Source organism: Nocardia sp. CC213A, from assembly GCF_030766805.1.
GTDB lineage: Bacteria > Actinomycetota > Actinomycetes > Mycobacteriales > Mycobacteriaceae > Nocardia > Nocardia otitidiscaviarum.
This window is the reverse complement of sequence record NZ_JASFXA010000013.1, coordinates 85,082-102,168: the sequence shown is the minus strand read 5'-3', so window position 1 is coordinate 102,168 and position 17,087 is coordinate 85,082. Positions and strand designations below refer to the sequence as shown.

The window sequence follows — 17,087 nt, the reverse complement described above, 5'->3', positions numbered from 1 at the left end:
ACGTCCCGGCCGTCGCTGCGGTGAGGTTCCACGCAACCGGCACGACCACACCGAAACCCAGGCCGTACGGCGGTGTCCCGAATGGCCGTACGGCGGTGTCCCCGAATGCGGGTTCGGCACTGTCGGCAGGGTTCATGGGTCATCTGAACGGCTGTGGTCCGCTCCTCCCGGCAGGCGCTCGTCGACGCGCCACACGGCTGCCTGCCGATCCGTCGACCGGTCGCGAACCCGCCGACGCAGCGGGGTCCCACCGACGCACGGCCACGCCCGACGGAACCGCACGTCGGGGGGACAGCCCGACGCACGCGACGCAGCCCGACGCACGCGCCGGGGGTCCGACTCCGATGGAACCGGACCCCCGTCCTGGTGACGTCTCCCGAGCTACGCGACGCCCTCGGCGCGGGCGGTGGCGGCCACGGCCTCGGCGACGGCCGGGGCCACGCGGGGGTCGAGGGGGCTGGGGATGATCTTGTCGGCGGAGAGCTCGTCGGCGACGACGCCGAAGATGGCGTCGGCGGCGGCGACCTTCATGCCCTCGGTGATGCGGCGCGCGCCCGCGTCCAACGCGCCCTTGAAGACGCCGGGGAAGGCGAGCACATTGTTGATCTGGTTCGGGAAGTCGCTGCGCCCGGTGGCCACGATGGCGGCGTACTTGGCGGCCACGTCCGGGTGGATCTCCGGGTTCGGGTTGGACATGGCGAAGACGATGGACTCCGGCGCCATGGCGGCGATGAGCTCCTCGGCGACGGTGCCCGCCGACAGCCCCAGGAACACGTCCGCGCCGGCGAGGGCCTCGGCCGGGCCGCCGGTGACGCCGCGCGGGTTGGTGCGCTGGGCCAATTCCGCCTTGACCTCGTTGAGGTCGGTGCGGTCCTGGCTCACCACGCCCTTGGAGTCGAGCACGATGATGTCGGAGACACCGGCGGCCAGCAGGATGTTCGTGCAGGCCACACCGGCGGCGCCGGCACCGGAGACCACGACCTTCATGGCGGACATGTCGCGCTGCTGCAACGCGGCCGCGCCCTTCAGGGCGGCCAGCACCACGATGGCGGTGCCGTGCTGATCGTCGTGCATGACCGGGCAGTCCAGCGCCTCGATGACACGCTTCTCGATCTCGAAGCAGCGGGGGGCGGAGATGTCCTCCAGGTTCACCGCGCCGAAGCTCGGGCGCAGGCGGATGAGGGTCTCCACGATGGCGTCAGGGTCCTTGGTGTCGAGCACCAGCGGAATGGAGTCCAGACCGGCGAACTTCTTGAACAGCGCCGCCTTGCCCTCCATGACGGGCAGCGAGGCGCGTGCGCCGATATCGCCCAGGCCCAGCACGGCGGTGCCGTCGGAGACCACCACGACCAGGCGCTCGGCCCAGGTGTAGGTCTTGGCCAGGGATTCGTCCTCGGCGATGCCGAGGCACACCTTCGCCACACCGGGGGTGTAGGCGATGGACAGGTCGCGCTGGGTCTCGAGCGGTGCGGTGAGTTCGACCGACAGCTTGCCACCGAGGTGACCCGCGTAAATTTCTTCCGTGGTGATGTCGGCCAGATTCGCCGCATTGGTCGACGGGGTCGCGGTGGCGTTCACTGCTTCAGTCACGGGTGACACGATTTCACTCCTGCTCGGTGCGGACTCAACCGTTTGACGGTTACCGTTCGGTAATAGGTACTAATGGTTTTCGGGGGCTCTGAGGTGCGCTGACCACGCCGTCGAAACGCACTGTGCCACTGTCGTCGGTCGACGTGACAGAGGCAAGGGTCCGACGGTTTGGAAAGAGCGTGTCGCTGCACAGATCGTCGAGCGAGAAAACCGGACGGGTGTGTCCGGGCATGGTGCCGGGGTGATCGTGATCACCGGATCTCCCGACCGGCTGGGGTGACAGCGGACGGGGATCGTCATATCTTGCCAGCAGCGGCGACGACGTGCCAAATCGGGCCTGCGGTCCGTCTCGCTCATTCACCATTTTCAGAGCGTAGTGGACGGTAATTAACCGGAGGTAAGGGAGAACTCGCACGACCGCGTCACGATTCGGTGAGACATCACAATGCGGTCTACTCGGCCGCGGTGAGTTCCCCCACGGCCGTATTCGCCGCCGACCGGTCGGAACGGACCCACACCGAATCCAAGCCGCCCGACACCAGCCGCACCCGCCCCGCGCGGCTGCGGCCCGGATGGTCGGTGCGGCGATGCATGCCGCGGGTCTCGGTGCGCGCGAGCGCGCTGTACTTGGTCCAGCGCGCCACCGCCAGCAGCGCCGCCGCCTGCCGGGCGCGCAACCGGTCCGCACCGCCGCCGCCCAGATCGAACCGCACACCCGGCCACACGCCGTCCAGCTCGCCGATGCTGTCGCGCAGACTGCCCTCGCTGCGCCAGTACGAGCGCCGCAGCGGCAGGGTGTGCTCCTGCACCAGGCCGACCACCGCGCGCGGGTCGATGCCGGACCGCGCGCCCAGTCCGGCTCCGGGCACCGCGCGCGTCTTGCCGATGGTGCGCCGCTCCCGCGCGAAGCGGGCCGCGGCGGCGCCCGACCACACCCCGGAGGAGATCGCCCAGGCCCCGTTCTGTCCGCCGAATCCGCTCACCGCACCCGTGATCGGCTCCCGTGTGGTCACGTCGCCCGCGCCGAAGAGGCCCGGCAGGCTGGTGCCGCAGTCGGGTCCGGTCAACCGCAGCCCGCCGGTTCCGCGCACCGTCCCCTCCAGCACCGCCCGCAGCGGCACCCGCCCGGCCGCGTCCAGGCCGCCCGCGCGGATCAGCTGGGCGCGCAGGGCGTCCGGCAGGTCGTCGGCCAGGGCGTAGACCCGCCGGCCGTCCGCGATGGCGGCGAACGCCTCGGCCCGGGAACCGAATTCGCGACCGCAGCCCGTCGACCGCTCGTCGGGCCGGGTCGCCAGGTACATGAGCAGATCCGGCGCGAACACCGCGGGCGCGCCCGTGACCCCGGTGGGTGCCAGGGCGTAGGCGCTGGAGAATTCCATCCCCGAGAGTTCGGCTCCGGCCTCGGCGGCCATGAGCAGTCCGTCGCCGGTGTCCACGTCGGTGCCCGCGCCGCCGGACAGGAAGGCGCAGCCGCCGGTGGCCACCACCACGGCGGCGGCCCGGGCGGTCCAGGCGCGGTGCCCCTTGGCCAGGGCGATCCCGGCGGCGCCGGAGACCAGGCCGTCTCGATCGGTGAGCAGTTGCAGGGCGGGATGCTGGTCGAGAATCCGCACCCCCGCGATCACCATGCTGCGCCGCATGCGGCCGAGGTATTTGGCCCCGTCGAGCACCACCCGGGTGGGTCCGGCCGCCGGTTCGCCGCCGACCCGGAACCCGCGGCGCACCAATTGCTCCACGCGCCGGTGCGTCTCGTCGAGGACCCGGTACATCCACTCCGGATCACCGAGGCCCTTGCCACCCGCGAAGCCCTGTCGCACCGCCTCGTCGCGGGCCGGGCCGGGCGGCAGGTTCCAGAGCGAGACCGTGCCGCACGCGGTGGGGCCGCTGGCCCCCGCGCGCGCCTTGTCGACCACGAGAACCCGAGCGCCGCGGGCGGCCGCCGCCAAGGCGGCCCAGCAGCCCGCCGGGCCACCGCCCAATACGAGCACATCGGCCTCGAATTCGGTCATATCGACAAATGTTCGACCACAGTTCAACCGGCCGCAACCGTTATCCGCGTTCCGATCTCCGCACCGAGACAGAGTTGTTATCGATTACTCGGGGAATGGAATTCAGACGCCGACGGCTTCCTCGATTTCCGCCTCGATCTCGCTCTCGGTCGGCTGCCGCGACCGCTCGGACCGCGCGCGTTCGTAGCGCGCCGCCACGACCACCAGTGCCAGCCCGGCCGCCAACCACAGCAGCAGGCTCAGCAGCCGTCCGCCCAGTCCGGCATTGTCGAAGTAGAGCAGCCCGCGCGCGCCCTCCACGAAACCCGCGCCGTTCCAGAAGGCGTGCAGCGCGCCGAAGAAGCCGTTCTGGAGTTCGGGGCCGTACACGCCGCCCGCGGTGGTGAAGTTGAGCATGACGAACAGCACCATGAGCGCCAGCGTGGTCCAGCGTTGCAGGAAGGTGTGCAGGCCGATGCCCACCGCCACGATGCCCGCGCTGTACACCAGGCCCAGACCCCAAACCCCCGCGTAGCCGTGATCCACGATGTGGAACACCGGACCGGCCAGCACGATGCCGATCACGCTCACCGCCAGCGCCATGCCCAGCCCGAGCAGAGCGCGCACGCCCATGGAGAGCGCGGCACCGGCCGCACCGATCACCGCGACGCTGGTGTACGAGCCGATGCTCAACGCGACCAGTAGGAAGAACAGGCCCTGCGCGGTGGGATCGCCCGCGGCGGGGGCGGCCACGTCGGTGACGGTCAGCGGTGCGCCCTGCCGGGCGGCGACCTGGCCGAAGACCGCTTCGACGGCCATGGCGGTGGTATCCGAACCGGCCTTGGCGACCAGCAGTTCGGGCCGCCCCGGACCGGGCAGGTACGCACCGGAGAGCTCGCGGTCGCGCAGTCGCGCCACGGCCTGCTCGCGGTCGGGCAGGGTCATCACCTCGAGCGCGGCACCGCCGCCGTCCTTCAGGGTCTGGGCGAGGACCTTGACCTCCGGGCTGTCACCGATGACGGCGACCTGGAGGTGGTGGGGTTCGGGCTGGTGGAACGCGCCCAGGTAGGCGAGGCCCATGCCGAGGCACATGAGCAGCGGTGTGAGCAGGTGACCGGCGAGGTGCCGCAGCTGAGGCGAGGCCATACACTCTCCAATGGTTGGTAAATACAACTATTATCGTTGTATGATACAACCATGAATTCCGAGTCCGCCTACCCCACCCGTGCGGCGGCCATCCAGAGCATCCAGCGCGAGCTCACCGCCTTCGCCCGCCGCGCCCGCGGCAGATCGGCGGAATTGCATCCGGAGCTGTCCCTGGTGGCGTTCACCATCCTGGACCTGGTGATCGAACGCGACGGCTGTCTGGCCGCCGAGCTGGCCCAGCACTTCGCCCTCGACAAATCCACCGTGAGCCGCCAGGTCAGCACCCTCGAACAGGCGAATTACCTACGGCGCGAAGTGGATCCGACCAATCGGCGCAACCATGTCCTGCACGCCACCGCGGCCGGACGCGAGATCGCCCGCGAGGCCGACGAGCGGCGGCGGGAAGCGTTCACCCTGCGCTTCCTGGACTGGGACGACGCCGACGTCGCCCGATTCGCGGACTACCTGCGCCGCTACAACGACAGCGACTGAGACCTAATCCCACCACTGTGTCCACAGCAGCGCCGCGCCCGTCGCCAGTACGATCACCGCGCCGACCAGCGTGGCGCCCCAGGTCCGCCGACGGTCGGCGTAGACCTGCACCCCGACCGCCAGCACCGCCGCCGCGATGTGCCAGGCGATCACGCCGACCCCCGGCCCGGGGAAGTCCTTGCGCGCCCCCAGGATTCCGGCCCCCAGCACCGTCGCCGCCAGCACCACCGTCCCCCCGGCGACGACACCGCTCAACCCCCGCACCACCCTCATGACGTCCCCTTGGAGATCACCGGCACACCCGTCGCCTTGCCCACCAATTCCTCGAACTGCTCCGGATCGGTGGTGAATTCGCCGATCCGGATGGTCTTGTTGCTGCCGTGGTAGTCGGAGGAGCCCGTGGTCAGCAGGCCCAGTTCGGCCGCCAGCTCGGTGAGCACCGCGCGGTCGGCGGCATTGTGGTCGGGGTGGTCGATCTCCAGGCCGCCCAGGCCGATCGCGGCCAGATCGCGGATATCGTCCAGCGCCAGCAGCCGTCCGCGCTTGCGCGCCCGCGCGTGCGCCACCACACTCACACCCCCGGCCGAGGCGACCATCTCCACCGCGCGCCGCAGCGGGGTATCCGCCTTCTCCACGTAGTAGCGGCCGTGCGGGGCGAGCAGATCCTGGAAGGCCGCGTCCACACTGGGCACCACCCCGGCCGCCACCAGCGCCCGCGCCAGATGCGGTCGACCCGCCGACGGCCCCACCGAGGCCATCAGCTCCTCCGGATCGACGGGCAGGCCGTCGGCCGCCATGCGCTCGGCCATCCCGCGCAGCCGGACCACACGTTCGGCGCGCAGCCGCTCGCGCTCCTGCGCGAACGACTCGTCGGAGGGATCGAACAGGTACGCCAGCAGGTGCACCGGCACCGGATACCCGTCCTCGCCCATGCCCACACACGACATCTCCATCCCCCGTACCAGCGTCATCCCCGGCGGCAGCGCCTCGACCGCCGCGGTCCAGCCGGAGGTGGTGTCGTGGTCGGTCAGCGCCACCACGTCCAGTCCGGCGGCCGCGGCGTTGCGGACCAGTTCGGCCGGGGTGTCGGTGCCGTCGGAGGCGGTGGAATGGGTGTGGAGATCGATGCGCACGGGTCCATCTTGCCTGCGCCGGTATCGATCTTGTTCGCCCCGCCCGTCACACGCGGTTCCACCGACCCCGCGCGGATAGCATCGGGCCGTGCCCACCATGCCGCCGCTGCCGTCGTTCCGCGGGCCGCGCCGCGCCGCCGACGGGGACCGACCGCGCATCCCGGTGCCGACCGCGCGCGCCGTCGTGGACTGCGGGGTGTACGTGGCGGGCAAGCGGCTTCCCGGACGGTTCACCCACGAGCAGGCCCTGCGCGAGGTCCGCGAACGCGGCGCGGGCTTCGTCTGGCTCGGGCTCTACGAGCCGGACGCCACCCAGATGGCGGACGTGGCCCGCACGTTCGGCCTGCACGACCTGGCGGTCGAGGACGCGGTGCAGGCGCATCAGCGCCCCAAGCTGGAGCGCTACGACGACACGCTGTTCGTGGTGCTGCGCACGGTCGACTACCACGAACACGAGTTGAACACCGTGAGCGAGATCGTGAGCACCGGCGAGATCATGGTGTTCCTCGGCACCGATTTCGTGATCACCGTGCGCCACGGCGACCACACCGCCCTGACCGGCGTGCGCCACGAACTCGAGGCCGACCCCGAACATCTCGCCCTCGGCCCGGCCACCGTGCTGCACGCCGTGGCCGACCGTGTCGTGGACGCCTACGTGGAGGTGTCCGAACGCATCGAAGACGATGTGGACCTGATGGAGGAGGCGGTGTTCACCCCGGGGAACAAGCTCACCGTCGAACCCATCTACCAGCTCAAACGCGAAGTGGTGGAACTGCGCCGGGCGGTGAACCCGCTGGCGCTGCCGCTGCAGTTCCTCACCCACGACACCGCGCTGCCGCTGCCGAAGGAGATCCGGCGCTACCTGCGCGATGTCACCGACCACCACACGGCGGTGGCCGAGCGCATCACCGATTTCAACGAACAGCTCAGCGCGCTGATCAGCGCCGCGCTGGCGAAGGTGAGCGTGCAGCAGAACACCGATATGCGCAAGATCTCCGCGTGGGCCGCCATGGCGGCAGTGCCCACCATGGTCGCCGGCATCTACGGCATGAATTTCGAGTTCATGCCGGAACTGACGTGGCCCTTCGGCTATCCGCTGATCTGGGGGATCATCCTGAGCGCCTGCGGCGTGCTGCTCGTGCTCTTCCGGCGCAACAGGTGGTTGTGAGAGCGCCGGTCAGAGGTTGGCCGCGCCCCGGTCGGGATCGCGCACGTCGATGCCCGCTTCGGACCAGGCGTCGCGCAGGGCCGCAGCGCCGCGAATCCGCACCCACGCGGCCTCGGTCGCGGTGATCGGGGTGACCGTCAGAAAGCGTACGGGCTCCGCCGGTTCCGGCAGCTTCACCTCGGCCATATCGCTCGCACCGAGCAGCACGGCGGTGAAACGGGCGGTGTGCCACAGTGGTTCCCCCAGATCCAGTAGCGCATCCGGTTGCAGCACAACGCCTTCCACGGCGGGCGTGGCCACCAGCACACCGAGGGTGCGCACCAGGCCGGAACTCGCGCCCGCACTGCCCAACTGGGTGAGCACCAGTTCCGCGCGCGGGCCGCGCAGCGGATCGGCCAGCGCCGCGGTGGGATCGGTCATCGGATGGCGGGAGCCGCCCAGCGTCACGTAGTGCACCAGATCACCCGCCGGCACGCGCAGGATCTCGATGGGCTCCAGCCCGAGGAAGGTCACCGAGGCGGAATCGGCCGATACCACCCCGAAGTGTCCGAGCACCGCGGCCCGGACGTCGTCGATCACATCCATCCGCTAGATCGCCAGCCTCGCCAGCATGTCCCGAGCCTGCTCGGCGGCCTTGGGCTCGCACAGCACGTCGTAGCGGCCCGCCACCAGCTGCATGGTGGAGGCGAAGTCGCGCTGGCCCCGGGTGGCGGCGTACGGGATGGCCGCCGAGATCAGGCCGAAGATGATGCCGCCGACCAGGCCGACCGCGATGATGCCCAGGCTGCTGCTGCCCTCTGGCCGGAACAGGCTCAGCAGCAGGCCGATGAACAGGCCCAGCCACGCGCCCGACACCATGCCGCCGCCGATGACCTTGCCCCAGGTCAGCCGGTACAGCACGCGCTCGACCTGCATGAGGTCGACACCGACGATGGTGACGTTCTCGACCGGAAAGTGGTTGTCCGCCAGATAGTCGACGGCCTTCTGCGCCTCGGCGTAGGTGGGGTACGACCCGACCGGCCAGCCCGACGGGGGCGTCGGCAGTCCCGGCCGGTTGCGGTTGTTCGGTGTCCCCATGGGATTGGTCATAGCCATATCATGCTATTTCTGCTCGTCGGCGGGGCCAACGAAACGCGTGGTTCGCGTCATTCCGGCCGCCCGTCCTTTATCAGCGATGACCTGCGCCATCTTCGCACTGGCCTCATCGATCATCTCGTCACCCAGCATAACCGCGCCCCGCGCGCCGCCATCGGCGGACGTGTGGAAGGCGTACGCGTCCAGGATCTCCTCGGCCTTGTCGTAGTCGGCCTGGCGCGGGCTGAAGATCTCGTTGGCCGCTGCGATCTGGTCCGGATGCAATACCCACTTGCCGTCGAAGCCGAGCGCGGCGGTGCGGGCGGCATTGCGGCGGAAGCCCTCGATATCGCGGACCGCCAGATAGGGGCCGTCGATGGCCTGGAGGCCGTGCGCGCGGGCGGCGAGCAGGATCGTCATATAGATGTGGTGGTAGGCGTCGCCCGGCTCGTAGCCCTCGGGCTGCTCCCCCACCACCAGGGTGCGCATGCTGATGCTGGCCATGAAGTCGGCGGGGCCGAAGACGAGGGTTTGCACCCGCGGGCTGGCGGTGGCGATCTCGTCGATATTGCGCAGGCCCAGCGCGTTCTCGATTTGCGGTTCGATGCCGATGCCGCCGGGGGTGAGGCCGTTGGCCTTCTCCAACTGGGTCAGCAGCAGGTCCAGGGCGCGCACCTGGCCCGCGTCGGTGACCTTGGGCAGCAGGATGGCGTCCAGATTCGCGCCCGCGCCCTCCACGACCATGATCACGTCGGCGTAGGTCCACTCGGTGGTCCAGTCGTTGACCCGCACCACGCGGATCTGGTCGCCCCAGCCGCCGGAGTTCAGCGCCGCGACGATGTTCGCCCGTGCCGCCGCCTTCGCCGCCGGTGCGACCGCGTCCTCGAGGTCCAGGAACACCTCGTCGGCCGCGAGTCCCTTGGCCTTCTCGATCATGCGCTGATTGCTGCCGGGTACGGCGAGTACCGAACGGCGCGATGTCATGCGTCACCTCTCACATCCGCGCTCGTGGCGCGACAATTCGGGCCGCCAGACCCTCTAGCCTGACAGTTATGGCAGCGACGAAGGTATTCGCCGCCCGGCTCGCGGGCCTGGTGGTACTGGGACCGGACGGGGAGTCTATCGGCCGCCTCCGTGATCTGGTGATCTCCATCCGGTACGACCGGCAGCAGCCGCGCATCCTCGGCATCCTCGTCGAACTGCCCACCCGGCGGCGCATTTTCGTGCCCATGCTGCGGGTGACCTCGATCGAACCCGGCGCGATCACCCTGAATACCGGCACCATCAGCGTGCGCCGCTTCGAGCAGCGGCCCGGCGAGATGCTCGCCATCGCCCAGATCATCGACTCCACCGTGCGCGTGGACGATCCGGAACTGCCGGAACTGGGCAATATCGATGTGGTGGTGACCGATCTCGGTTTGGAGCAGACCCGCACCCGTGACTGGGTGGTGTCCCGGGTGGCGGTGCGCGAACGCCGCCGGCTGGGCTCGGCCTTCCGTCGCCGCGGGGCCGTGCATGTGGTCGCGTGGTCGCATGTGCGGGGTTTGACTCAGACGGAGCTGAACCTGCCGGGGCAGGACGTCACCCAGCTGCTGGAGCAATTCGAGGGCATGCGGGCGGCGGATGTCGCGCACCTGGTGCGCGAACTCCCGGAGAAGCGCCGCATCGAGGTGGTGCGCGCGCTCGACGACGAGCGCCTCGCCGATGTGGTGCAGGAGATGCCGGAGAACGACCAGATCGAGCTGCTGGAACAGCTCGGCACCGAACGCGCGGCCGACCTGCTCGAGGCCATGGACCCCGACGACGCCGCCGACCTGCTCGGCGAGCTGCCCGCGGGCGAGGCGGAATCACTGCTGGCCCTGATGGATCCGGAGGAGTCCGAACCGGTGCGGCGGCTGCTCGAGCATGCGCCCTACACCGCAGGTGGCCTCATGACGCCCTCCCCGGTAGTGCTGACCGCCTCCACCACCATCGCCGAGGCGCTGGCCCGGGTGCGCGATCCGGACCTCACCCCGGCGCTGGCCTCCATGGTCTTCGTGGTGCGCCCGCCGACCGCGACGCCCACCGGCCGCTATCTGGGCTGCGTGCACATTCAGCAACTGCTGCGCGAACCTCCGGCACACCTGGTGGGCGGCATTCTCGACACCGATCTGAGCCCGCTGCGCCCGGAGGCGTCGCTCACCGCTGTCACCCGCTACTTCGCCACCTACAACCTGGTGTGCGGACCGGTGGTCGACGACGAGAACCACCTGCTCGGCGCGGTCTCGGTGGACGATCTGCTGGACCACCTGCTGCCCGAGGACTGGCGCGAACAGGATGAGCACGAGCTCGCCGAGGCGACCGGAACCGTTGTCGCGCACAAGCTTCCGGGAGGCAAGCCATGACCGACCACAGCCCCCGGGGGCGATTGGAGACGCCGTCGGAGTCGCGCTTCCGGTTCGACTGGGACGCCGAGGCGCTGGCCCGCTCCAGCGAGCGCGTGGCCCGCTTCCTGGGCACCGGGCGCTATCTGGCGATCCAGACCGTCGTGGTGGTGGTGTGGATCATGCTCAATGTCTTCGCGGTGAGCCTGCGTTGGGACCCGTATCCGTTCATCCTGCTCAACCTGGCTTTCTCCACTCAGGCCGCCTATGCCGCGCCGCTCATCCTGCTGGCGCAGAACCGGCAGGACAACCGCGACCGGGTGGCGCTGGAGGAGGACCGGATGCGGGCCGCCCAGACCAAGGCCGACACCGAGTTCCTGGCTCGGGAGCTGGCGGCGCTGCGGTTGGCCGTCGGCGAGGTCGCGACCCGTGACTATCTGCGGCGCGAACTCGAGGACATCAAGGATCTGATCACCCGTCTGGACGGCGAATCCGCAGGTGGAACAGATAAATCAGACCGGTCAGGCGAACGCAAAAAGAAGAAGGGTACCGAGAGAAAGAGGTCCGAGGTCGTAGTTTCGCCGCAAAAAGATGGCGAATGACGGCACAAGTTGCACACAACAAGCTTACGGATGGGTAACCTGGATCACGTTGTTCCGAGTAACCGACTCAGACACCTTCCCACTGAGGTGGGTGTCACCGCGCTACCGGTTGCTCCACGACTGTTGAGGGGATTGTGTGGTGCCAAAACGAATAGCAGCTCCGGTGACAGCATCGGCTCTCATCCTGGCCGGACTCGTCACCGCCGGATCGGCCACCAACACCACCCACAGAACCGAGGCACCCCAGGCCCCCGACGCCCTATTGGCCGCCAGCGCGGTCGACGCCGTCGCCGCCGACCAACCCACCTCCGACAAACTCGTCGGACTGGTGCCCGCCGCCCCGGAGCCGCCGCGCAAACTGCGCGCCCTGACCCCACCCGCCGACGGCATGTTCAACGGCACCGTGCCGCTGCAGGACATCGCGCTGCCCGGCGGCGCCGGCGTACTCGGCATTCCGGAGATCGTGCTCGCCGCCTACCGCAATGCCGAGCTGGCACTGGAGTCATCCATGCCCGGCTGCGGGCTGTCGTGGAATCTGCTGGCCGGAATCGGACGCATCGAATCCGGACATGCCAGCAATGGCCGCACCGACGCCGCGGGCACCACCGTCACGCCCATCTACGGCCCGGCGCTGGACGGGACCCTGCCGGGCAACGAGATCATCAAGGCCGCCGACGGCGGCTATGTGCGCGCCCTGGGTCCCATGCAGTTCCTGCCCGGCACCTGGGCGCTGTACGCCGCCGACGGCAATGGCGACGGCGTCTCCGATCCGCACAATGTCTTCGACGCCGCGCTGGCCGCGGGCAAGTACCTGTGCTCCGGCAATATGAACCTGCGCGATCAGCAGCAGCAGCTGCGGGCCGTGCTGCGCTACAACAACTCCATGTCGTACGCGGCCCAGGTGCTGAGCTGGTCGCACGCCTACAAGACCGGCGGCGCGCCCACCCAGGTCAGCATCTCGCCGGATCTCATCGCCCCGGGCAGCATTCCGACGGCGTCCGTGCCGGATATGACGCTGGCCAACAACACGCTCCCGGCCCCGACCACGTCGGAGCAGCCGCCGTCGAACACCGTCGCGCCGCAGCAGACGCCGACCCAGGTGATGATCACCATTCCGGGTCTGCCGCCGATTCCGTGCGGCATCTTCTGCCCGCCGCCCCCGCCGAACCCCTGTGCGCAGGAAGCGGTTCCGGCGCCGATGCCGGATCCGATGGGCGCGGCGAACGCGGCACCGGAAGTGGGCAAAGCAGAAGAATCGGCCAAGCCCGACCTGACCGGACAGCAGTTCGGTCCGGACGGCCAGCCGCTGCCGACCCCGGCGTCCTGCACCGCCCCCGAGGCCGCCCAGCCGCCGCAGCCCGCACCGCAGCCGCAGCCCGAGAATCCGGTGCTGCCAACGGAATCCGCACCGCCCGCGCCCGCCGAGGGCTCGGCTCCCGCGCCCGCGGAGGAGCCCGCCGCGCCGCCCGCACCGGCCATCACGCTGCCGTTCGGCATCACGATTCCGCTGCCTCCGCCGCCCCCGGCCCCGGCTCCGTGACGCAAACGAGAAAAAGGATCACGAAGGAGTAACGAACAGATCTCGAATGCGGTACCGTGATCTCCATTGCATTACCGAGGGCACATCCGGACAGCAATGGAGGGCCATCACACCGTGGGACGTCACCGCAAGCCGCCGGCCGTCAATGTGCGTCGGCAGTCTGTTATCGCACTCACCGGTCTCGTTCCCGCGGGACTCGCCACCGTCACCGGGGCGGCCGACGGCAGTCTGGCCGACAAGCTGGCAAGCTCTGTGCAGCAACGGATTTCGTCCGATGCCGACGATCAGCTACCCAGACTCGAGGCGGCCGCCGCACCGGTAGCCGCCGCCCCGGAACTCCTGCTGCGAGAGGCCAAACAGGCCGCGCCGCCACCACCGCCGCAGGTGCGCACGGTCGCGCAGCCCGACGGCCGCGCTCCGGCCGCCGCCCCCGCCGGTCCGCTCGATATGCCCGGCATCGCCGAGGCCGCGTACAAGAACGCGGAACATGTACTGGCGGCGGAGAATCCGACCTGCGGCATGTCGTGGTCCATGCTCGCGGGCATCGGCCGCGTGGAATCCCGGCACGTCTTCGGCGGCAAGGCCGACGACGGCGGCAACCCGCTCACCCCCGTCTACGGACCGGTGCTGGACGGCAGCCTGTACGGCAACCACGTGATCTACGATTCCGACGGCGGATCCCTGGACGGGCTCCAGGGTTACGACCGCGCGGTCGGTCCCATGCAGTTCCTGCCCGAGACCTGGAAGCACTACGCGGCCGACGGCAACGGCGACGGCATCGCCGACCCGCAGAACCTCTTCGACGCCACCCTCACCGCGGGCAAATACCTGTGTTCGGGCGGACTCGACATGCGGGATCGGGCGCAGCAGACCCGCGCCATCCTCCGCTACAACAACTCCATGGCCTACGTCGCCAACGTGATGGCCTGGCAGGTCGCCTACCAGAGCGGCGTCGCACCGCAGCCCGCCCAATTGCCGCGCATCTGAGGCTCATGGATGCCGCGCATCCCAGGCCCATGGATGCCGCGCATCCCAGGCCCATGGATGCCGCGCATCGCAGGCCCATGGATGCCGCACATCCCAGGCCCATGGATGCCGCACATCCCAGGCCCATAGACTGGCGTACATGCCAGTGGTAACGGAATCGGATGTGCGGGGCGCGCTCGCGAAGGTGGACGACCCGGAGATCCGGAAGCCGATCACCGAACTGGGCATGGTGAAGAGCGTCGAGATCGGCGCCGACAGCAGTGTCCACGTCGAGATCTACCTGACGACGGCGGCGTGCCCGCTCAAGACCACGCTCACCGAGCGGGTCACCAAGGCGGTCGCCGACGTGCCCCATGTGGGCGCGATCGACGTGACCCTCGACGTCATGAACGACGAGCAGCGCACCGAGCTGCGCCGCAAGCTGCGCGGCGACGCCGCCGAACCGGTCATCCCCTTCGCCCAGCCCGGATCGCTGACCCGCGTGTACGCGGTGGCCTCCGGTAAGGGTGGCGTTGGAAAGTCCAGCGTCACCGTGAATCTCGCGGCCGCCATGGCCGCGCGCGGACTCGCGGTGGGCGTGCTCGACGCCGATATCTACGGCCACTCGGTGCCGCGCATGCTGGGCACCGACCAGCGGCCCACCCAGGTGGAGCGGATGATCATGCCGCCCGTCGCGCACGACGTGAAGGTCATCTCGATCTCCATGTTCACCCAGGGCAATACGCCCGTGGTGTGGCGCGGTCCGATGCTGCACCGGGCGTTGCAGCAGTTCCTCGCCGACGTGTTCTGGGGCGATCTGGACGTGCTGCTGCTCGACCTGCCGCCCGGCACCGGCGACGTGGCCATCTCGCTGGCCCAGCTCATCCCCAATGCCGAGATCCTGGTGGTGACCACCCCCCAGTTGGCCGCCGCCGAGGTGGCCGAGCGCGCGGGTTCCATCGCGCTGCAGACCCGCCAGCGCATCGCGGGCGTCATCGAGAACATGTCCTGGCTCGACCTGCCCGACGGCACCCGCATGGACCTCTACGGCTCCGGCGGCGGTCAGACCGTCGCCGAGAACCTCACCCGCGCCATCGGCGCGAATGTCCCGCTGCTGGGCCAGATCCCGATCGAACAGTCGCTGCGCGAGGCGGGCGACGAGGGCACCCCCATCGTCCTGCGCGCCCCCGACAGCGCCTCGGGCAAGGCGCTGCGCGATATCGCCGACAAACTCGCGGTCCGCCGCCGCGGCCTGGCGGGCATGTCCCTCAACATCGACACCACCCGCCACCTCTGACCCCACACCACACCCGAACAACCCACTCACCCAGCACCTCCCCTCCCCAAAGACCCCCACAACACGCCCGCCCCATTTCGTCCACCCGAACATTTTGTTTCGGTGTACCGTTGACGCTGTCGGACAGCGTGTACCGACAGCCACCGCGGTCCCGCGCCACCGCACCCAGGCGCGGGACCGCACCCACCATCACGCTCCCCCTCCCCCCACCGAATTCGACGGCCGAATTCCGCCGGGGCCGAGCCCACCCCCGCCCCCGAACGCCCCCTAAGCTCGAACCCATGCTCACGCTGCTGCTGTACGTGCTGATCGTCGGTCTGGTGGCCGCGCTGCTGTTCCTGGTCGCCAGCGCGGTATTCGGCCGATCCGAGGAGCTGGGTCCGCTCCCCGAGGGCACCACCGCCACCGTGCTCCCCGTCGACGGCATCACCGGCGGCGATGTGCGCGCCCTGCGCTTCCAGCAGGTGCTGCGCGGCTACAAGGCCGGTGAGGTCGACTGGGCCCTGACCCGCCTCGCCGCCCGCATCGACGAACTCGAATGGCAGCTGGCCCAGGCCCGCGCGGGCCAGCCCGCACCGGCCAACGGCACGTCGCGGCACGAGCACACCGCCACTCCGCGCCGTGACGCCGCCAACGGCACTACCGCGCCGGACAGCTACCCCGGACACTGCCCACACCCGGGCGAACCCGCCGCCAGGCCGGTCGACCCCGGGCCGACCACGGCAAGCCACTTCGATACCCACACCGCGCGGACGAATTCCGGCGAACCGCTCACGCCCGGCGACCATGCCGCACGTACCGGCCGATCCTCCGCGTCGACCGAACTCTCCGGAGCGTCGCACCCGGGCGGGACGCCCACCTCCGCGGTCCCGCCGGTCGGGCATCCGCACGGCGGCCCGGCGTTCGGTTCGGTGCCGAGCGATGGCCCGGCCACCACCGGGTCCAGTTCGGTGAACCGGACTACGCCCGCGAGTCCCATCGCGGGAGTACCCGACCACGCGCCCGCGGCGAGTCTGCCGGGCCTGTCGGACGGGCAGGCGATGCCCGGCATCGTGCCGGGCGTCTCCACGCCCGAGACCGAGGCGGACGAGCGGTGACGACCCTGGAATCACCCGCCGACGGACTGACCAGGTGCGGCTGGTCGACCGGATCGCAGCTGTATCGGGATTACCACGACCAGGAATGGGGAAAGCCCCTCCACGGGGATGACGCACTGTTCGAACGGATGTGTCTGGAGGCGTTTCAGTCCGGACTTTCCTGGATCACGATTTTGCGGAAGCGGCCCGCATTCCGGGCGGCGTTCGACGGGTTCGAGATCGAGCGGGTGGCGAAGTTCGGGGACGCCGACGTGGAGCGACTGCTCGGCGATCCGGGCATAGTTCGCAATCGCGCCAAAATCGAGGCTTGTATCACCAATGCCAGGGTTGCCCGGGAGCTCGACACCGGCCTCGACGAGCTGCTCTGGTCGTTCGCGCCGGGGCCGCGACCGCGTCCGGCGACACTGGCCGACGTGCCCGCCGTCACAGCCGAATCCACCGCTCTCGCAAAAGATCTGAAGAAGCGCGGCTTCCGTTTCGTCGGTCCCACGACGGCCTACGCGCTGATGCAGGCGACCGGAATGGTGGATGATCACGTGGCCGATTGCTGGGTACGCCCATAGCACCCGCACGCGCCACAACGGTCGGTTTTTGGAACTCAGGTACCCGCCCCGATCGGCGATAGGGAAGA

16 protein-coding genes and 1 pseudogene are annotated in these 17,087 nt (G+C 69.7%); 9 read left to right on the top strand and 8 right to left on the bottom strand.

The window, feature by feature from the left end:
• Window positions 1–381: 381 nt before the first annotated feature.
• The 3 genes from QJS31_RS23270 to QJS31_RS23260 form a co-directional block, all read right to left on the bottom strand.
• On the bottom strand, window positions 382–1,590 hold the full coding sequence (locus QJS31_RS23270; protein ID WP_282785660.1) for an NADP-dependent malic enzyme: 1,209 nt from the start codon (window positions 1,588–1,590) through the stop codon (window positions 382–384).
• Between the two features lie 452 nt (window positions 1,591–2,042).
• Window positions 2,043–3,599 (bottom strand): FAD-binding protein, encoded by a 1,557-nt coding sequence (locus QJS31_RS23265; protein ID WP_306357669.1) that lies wholly within the window; start codon window positions 3,597–3,599, stop codon window positions 2,043–2,045.
• A 102-nt stretch (window positions 3,600–3,701) separates the two neighbouring features.
• Window positions 3,702–4,724 (bottom strand): hypothetical protein, encoded by a 1,023-nt coding sequence (locus tag QJS31_RS23260; protein WP_306357668.1) that lies wholly within the window; start codon window positions 4,722–4,724, stop codon window positions 3,702–3,704.
• Between the two features lie 51 nt (window positions 4,725–4,775).
• Here QJS31_RS23260 and QJS31_RS23255 point away from each other — a divergent pair, with 51 nt between their 5' ends.
• Window positions 4,776–5,216 (top strand): MarR family winged helix-turn-helix transcriptional regulator, encoded by a 441-nt coding sequence (locus tag QJS31_RS23255; protein WP_282782898.1) that lies wholly within the window; start codon window positions 4,776–4,778, stop codon window positions 5,214–5,216.
• A gap of 3 nt (window positions 5,217–5,219) precedes the next feature.
• Here the strand turns inward: QJS31_RS23255 and QJS31_RS23250 are convergent, their stop codons facing one another.
• Together QJS31_RS23250 and QJS31_RS23245 are read right to left on the bottom strand one after the other, a co-directional pair.
• Window positions 5,220–5,489, bottom strand: a complete 270-nt coding sequence (locus QJS31_RS23250) for a hypothetical protein (RefSeq protein ID WP_282782896.1) — start codon at window positions 5,487–5,489, stop codon at window positions 5,220–5,222.
• Window positions 5,486–6,349, bottom strand: a complete 864-nt coding sequence (locus QJS31_RS23245; RefSeq protein WP_282782894.1) for a PHP domain-containing protein — start codon at window positions 6,347–6,349, stop codon at window positions 5,486–5,488. Before QJS31_RS23245 ends, QJS31_RS23250 begins: the two co-directional genes overlap by 4 nt.
• Before the next feature lie 97 nt (window positions 6,350–6,446).
• Between QJS31_RS23245 and corA the strand changes: the two genes are divergently transcribed.
• Complete coding sequence (gene corA, locus QJS31_RS23240; protein WP_306357726.1) at window positions 6,447–7,517, top strand: magnesium/cobalt transporter CorA; 1,071 nt, start codon at window positions 6,447–6,449, stop codon at window positions 7,515–7,517.
• Between the two features lie 9 nt (window positions 7,518–7,526).
• Here the strand turns inward: corA and QJS31_RS23235 are convergent, their stop codons facing one another.
• Genes QJS31_RS23235 through QJS31_RS23225 form a run of 3 tightly spaced genes read right to left on the bottom strand, consistent with a single transcriptional unit; the run spans window position 7,527 to window position 9,575 of the window.
• Window positions 7,527–8,102, bottom strand: a complete 576-nt coding sequence (locus tag QJS31_RS23235) for a suppressor of fused domain protein (RefSeq protein WP_306357667.1) — start codon at window positions 8,100–8,102, stop codon at window positions 7,527–7,529.
• A 3-nt stretch (window positions 8,103–8,105) separates the two neighbouring features.
• Window positions 8,106–8,606: a general stress protein gene (locus QJS31_RS23230; protein WP_029931477.1), complete on the bottom strand. Its 501-nt coding sequence runs from the start codon at window positions 8,604–8,606 to the stop codon at window positions 8,106–8,108.
• Window positions 8,607–8,618: 12 nt separating this feature from the next.
• Window positions 8,619–9,575 carry a CoA ester lyase gene (locus QJS31_RS23225; protein ID WP_282782890.1) on the bottom strand — a complete coding sequence of 319 codons (957 nt, stop codon included), beginning with the start codon at window positions 9,573–9,575 and terminating at the stop codon, window positions 8,619–8,621.
• Window positions 9,576–9,643: 68 nt separating this feature from the next.
• Here QJS31_RS23225 and QJS31_RS23220 point away from each other — a divergent pair, with 68 nt between their 5' ends.
• The 7 genes and pseudogenes from QJS31_RS23220 (at window position 9,644) to QJS31_RS23190 (ending at window position 17,019) form a co-directional block, all read left to right on the top strand.
• Window positions 9,644–10,975 carry a magnesium transporter MgtE N-terminal domain-containing protein gene (locus QJS31_RS23220; RefSeq protein WP_306357666.1) on the top strand — a complete coding sequence of 444 codons (1,332 nt, stop codon included), beginning with the start codon at window positions 9,644–9,646 and terminating at the stop codon, window positions 10,973–10,975.
• Window positions 10,972–11,556, top strand: a complete 585-nt coding sequence (locus QJS31_RS23215) for a DUF1003 domain-containing protein (protein WP_306357665.1) — start codon at window positions 10,972–10,974, stop codon at window positions 11,554–11,556. Before QJS31_RS23220 ends, QJS31_RS23215 begins: the two co-directional genes overlap by 4 nt.
• Window positions 11,557–11,719: 163 nt before the next feature.
• Window positions 11,720–13,096: a lytic transglycosylase domain-containing protein gene (locus QJS31_RS23210; protein WP_282782884.1), complete on the top strand. Its 1,377-nt coding sequence runs from the start codon at window positions 11,720–11,722 to the stop codon at window positions 13,094–13,096.
• Between the two features lie 114 nt (window positions 13,097–13,210).
• The gene (locus QJS31_RS23205; protein ID WP_282782882.1) at window positions 13,211–14,083 is read left to right on the top strand and encodes a lytic transglycosylase domain-containing protein; all 873 of its coding nucleotides are present in this window, start codon (window positions 13,211–13,213) and stop codon (window positions 14,081–14,083) included.
• Between the two features lie 139 nt (window positions 14,084–14,222).
• A complete protein-coding gene (locus tag QJS31_RS23200) occupies window positions 14,223–15,359 on the top strand; it encodes an Mrp/NBP35 family ATP-binding protein (RefSeq protein WP_029931471.1) in 1,137 nt (378 codons plus the stop codon).
• A 281-nt stretch (window positions 15,360–15,640) separates the two neighbouring features.
• Window positions 15,641–15,940 (top strand): annotated as a pseudogene (locus tag QJS31_RS23195) (DivIVA domain-containing protein); the annotation flags it as partial.
• Window positions 15,941–16,452: 512 nt separating this feature from the next.
• A complete protein-coding gene (locus QJS31_RS23190) occupies window positions 16,453–17,019 on the top strand; it encodes a DNA-3-methyladenine glycosylase I (RefSeq protein WP_282786131.1) in 567 nt (188 codons plus the stop codon).
• Window positions 17,020–17,087: the final 68 nt, after the last annotated feature.

Coding starts and splice junctions, on each gene's coding strand:
- QJS31_RS23265 (WP_306357669.1), bottom strand. CDS start 3,599: ATGACCGAATTCGAGGCCGATGTGCTCGTATTGGGCGGTGGCCCGGCG.
- QJS31_RS23225 (WP_282782890.1), bottom strand. CDS start 9,575: ATGACATCGCGCCGTTCGGTACTCGCCGTACCCGGCAGCAATCAGCGC.
- QJS31_RS23250 (WP_282782896.1), bottom strand. CDS start 5,489: ATGAGGGTGGTGCGGGGGTTGAGCGGTGTCGTCGCCGGGGGGACGGTG.
- QJS31_RS23260 (WP_306357668.1), bottom strand. CDS start 4,724: ATGGCCTCGCCTCAGCTGCGGCACCTCGCCGGTCACCTGCTCACACCG.
- QJS31_RS23255 (WP_282782898.1), top strand. CDS start 4,776: ATGAATTCCGAGTCCGCCTACCCCACCCGTGCGGCGGCCATCCAGAGC.
- QJS31_RS23230 (WP_029931477.1), bottom strand. CDS start 8,606: ATGACCAATCCCATGGGGACACCGAACAACCGCAACCGGCCGGGACTG.
- corA (WP_306357726.1), top strand. CDS start 6,447: ATGCCGCCGCTGCCGTCGTTCCGCGGGCCGCGCCGCGCCGCCGACGGG.
- QJS31_RS23235 (WP_306357667.1), bottom strand. CDS start 8,102: ATGGATGTGATCGACGACGTCCGGGCCGCGGTGCTCGGACACTTCGGG.
- QJS31_RS23200 (WP_029931471.1), top strand. CDS start 14,223: ATGCCAGTGGTAACGGAATCGGATGTGCGGGGCGCGCTCGCGAAGGTG.
- QJS31_RS23220 (WP_306357666.1), top strand. CDS start 9,644: ATGGCAGCGACGAAGGTATTCGCCGCCCGGCTCGCGGGCCTGGTGGTA.
- QJS31_RS23215 (WP_306357665.1), top strand. CDS start 10,972: ATGACCGACCACAGCCCCCGGGGGCGATTGGAGACGCCGTCGGAGTCG.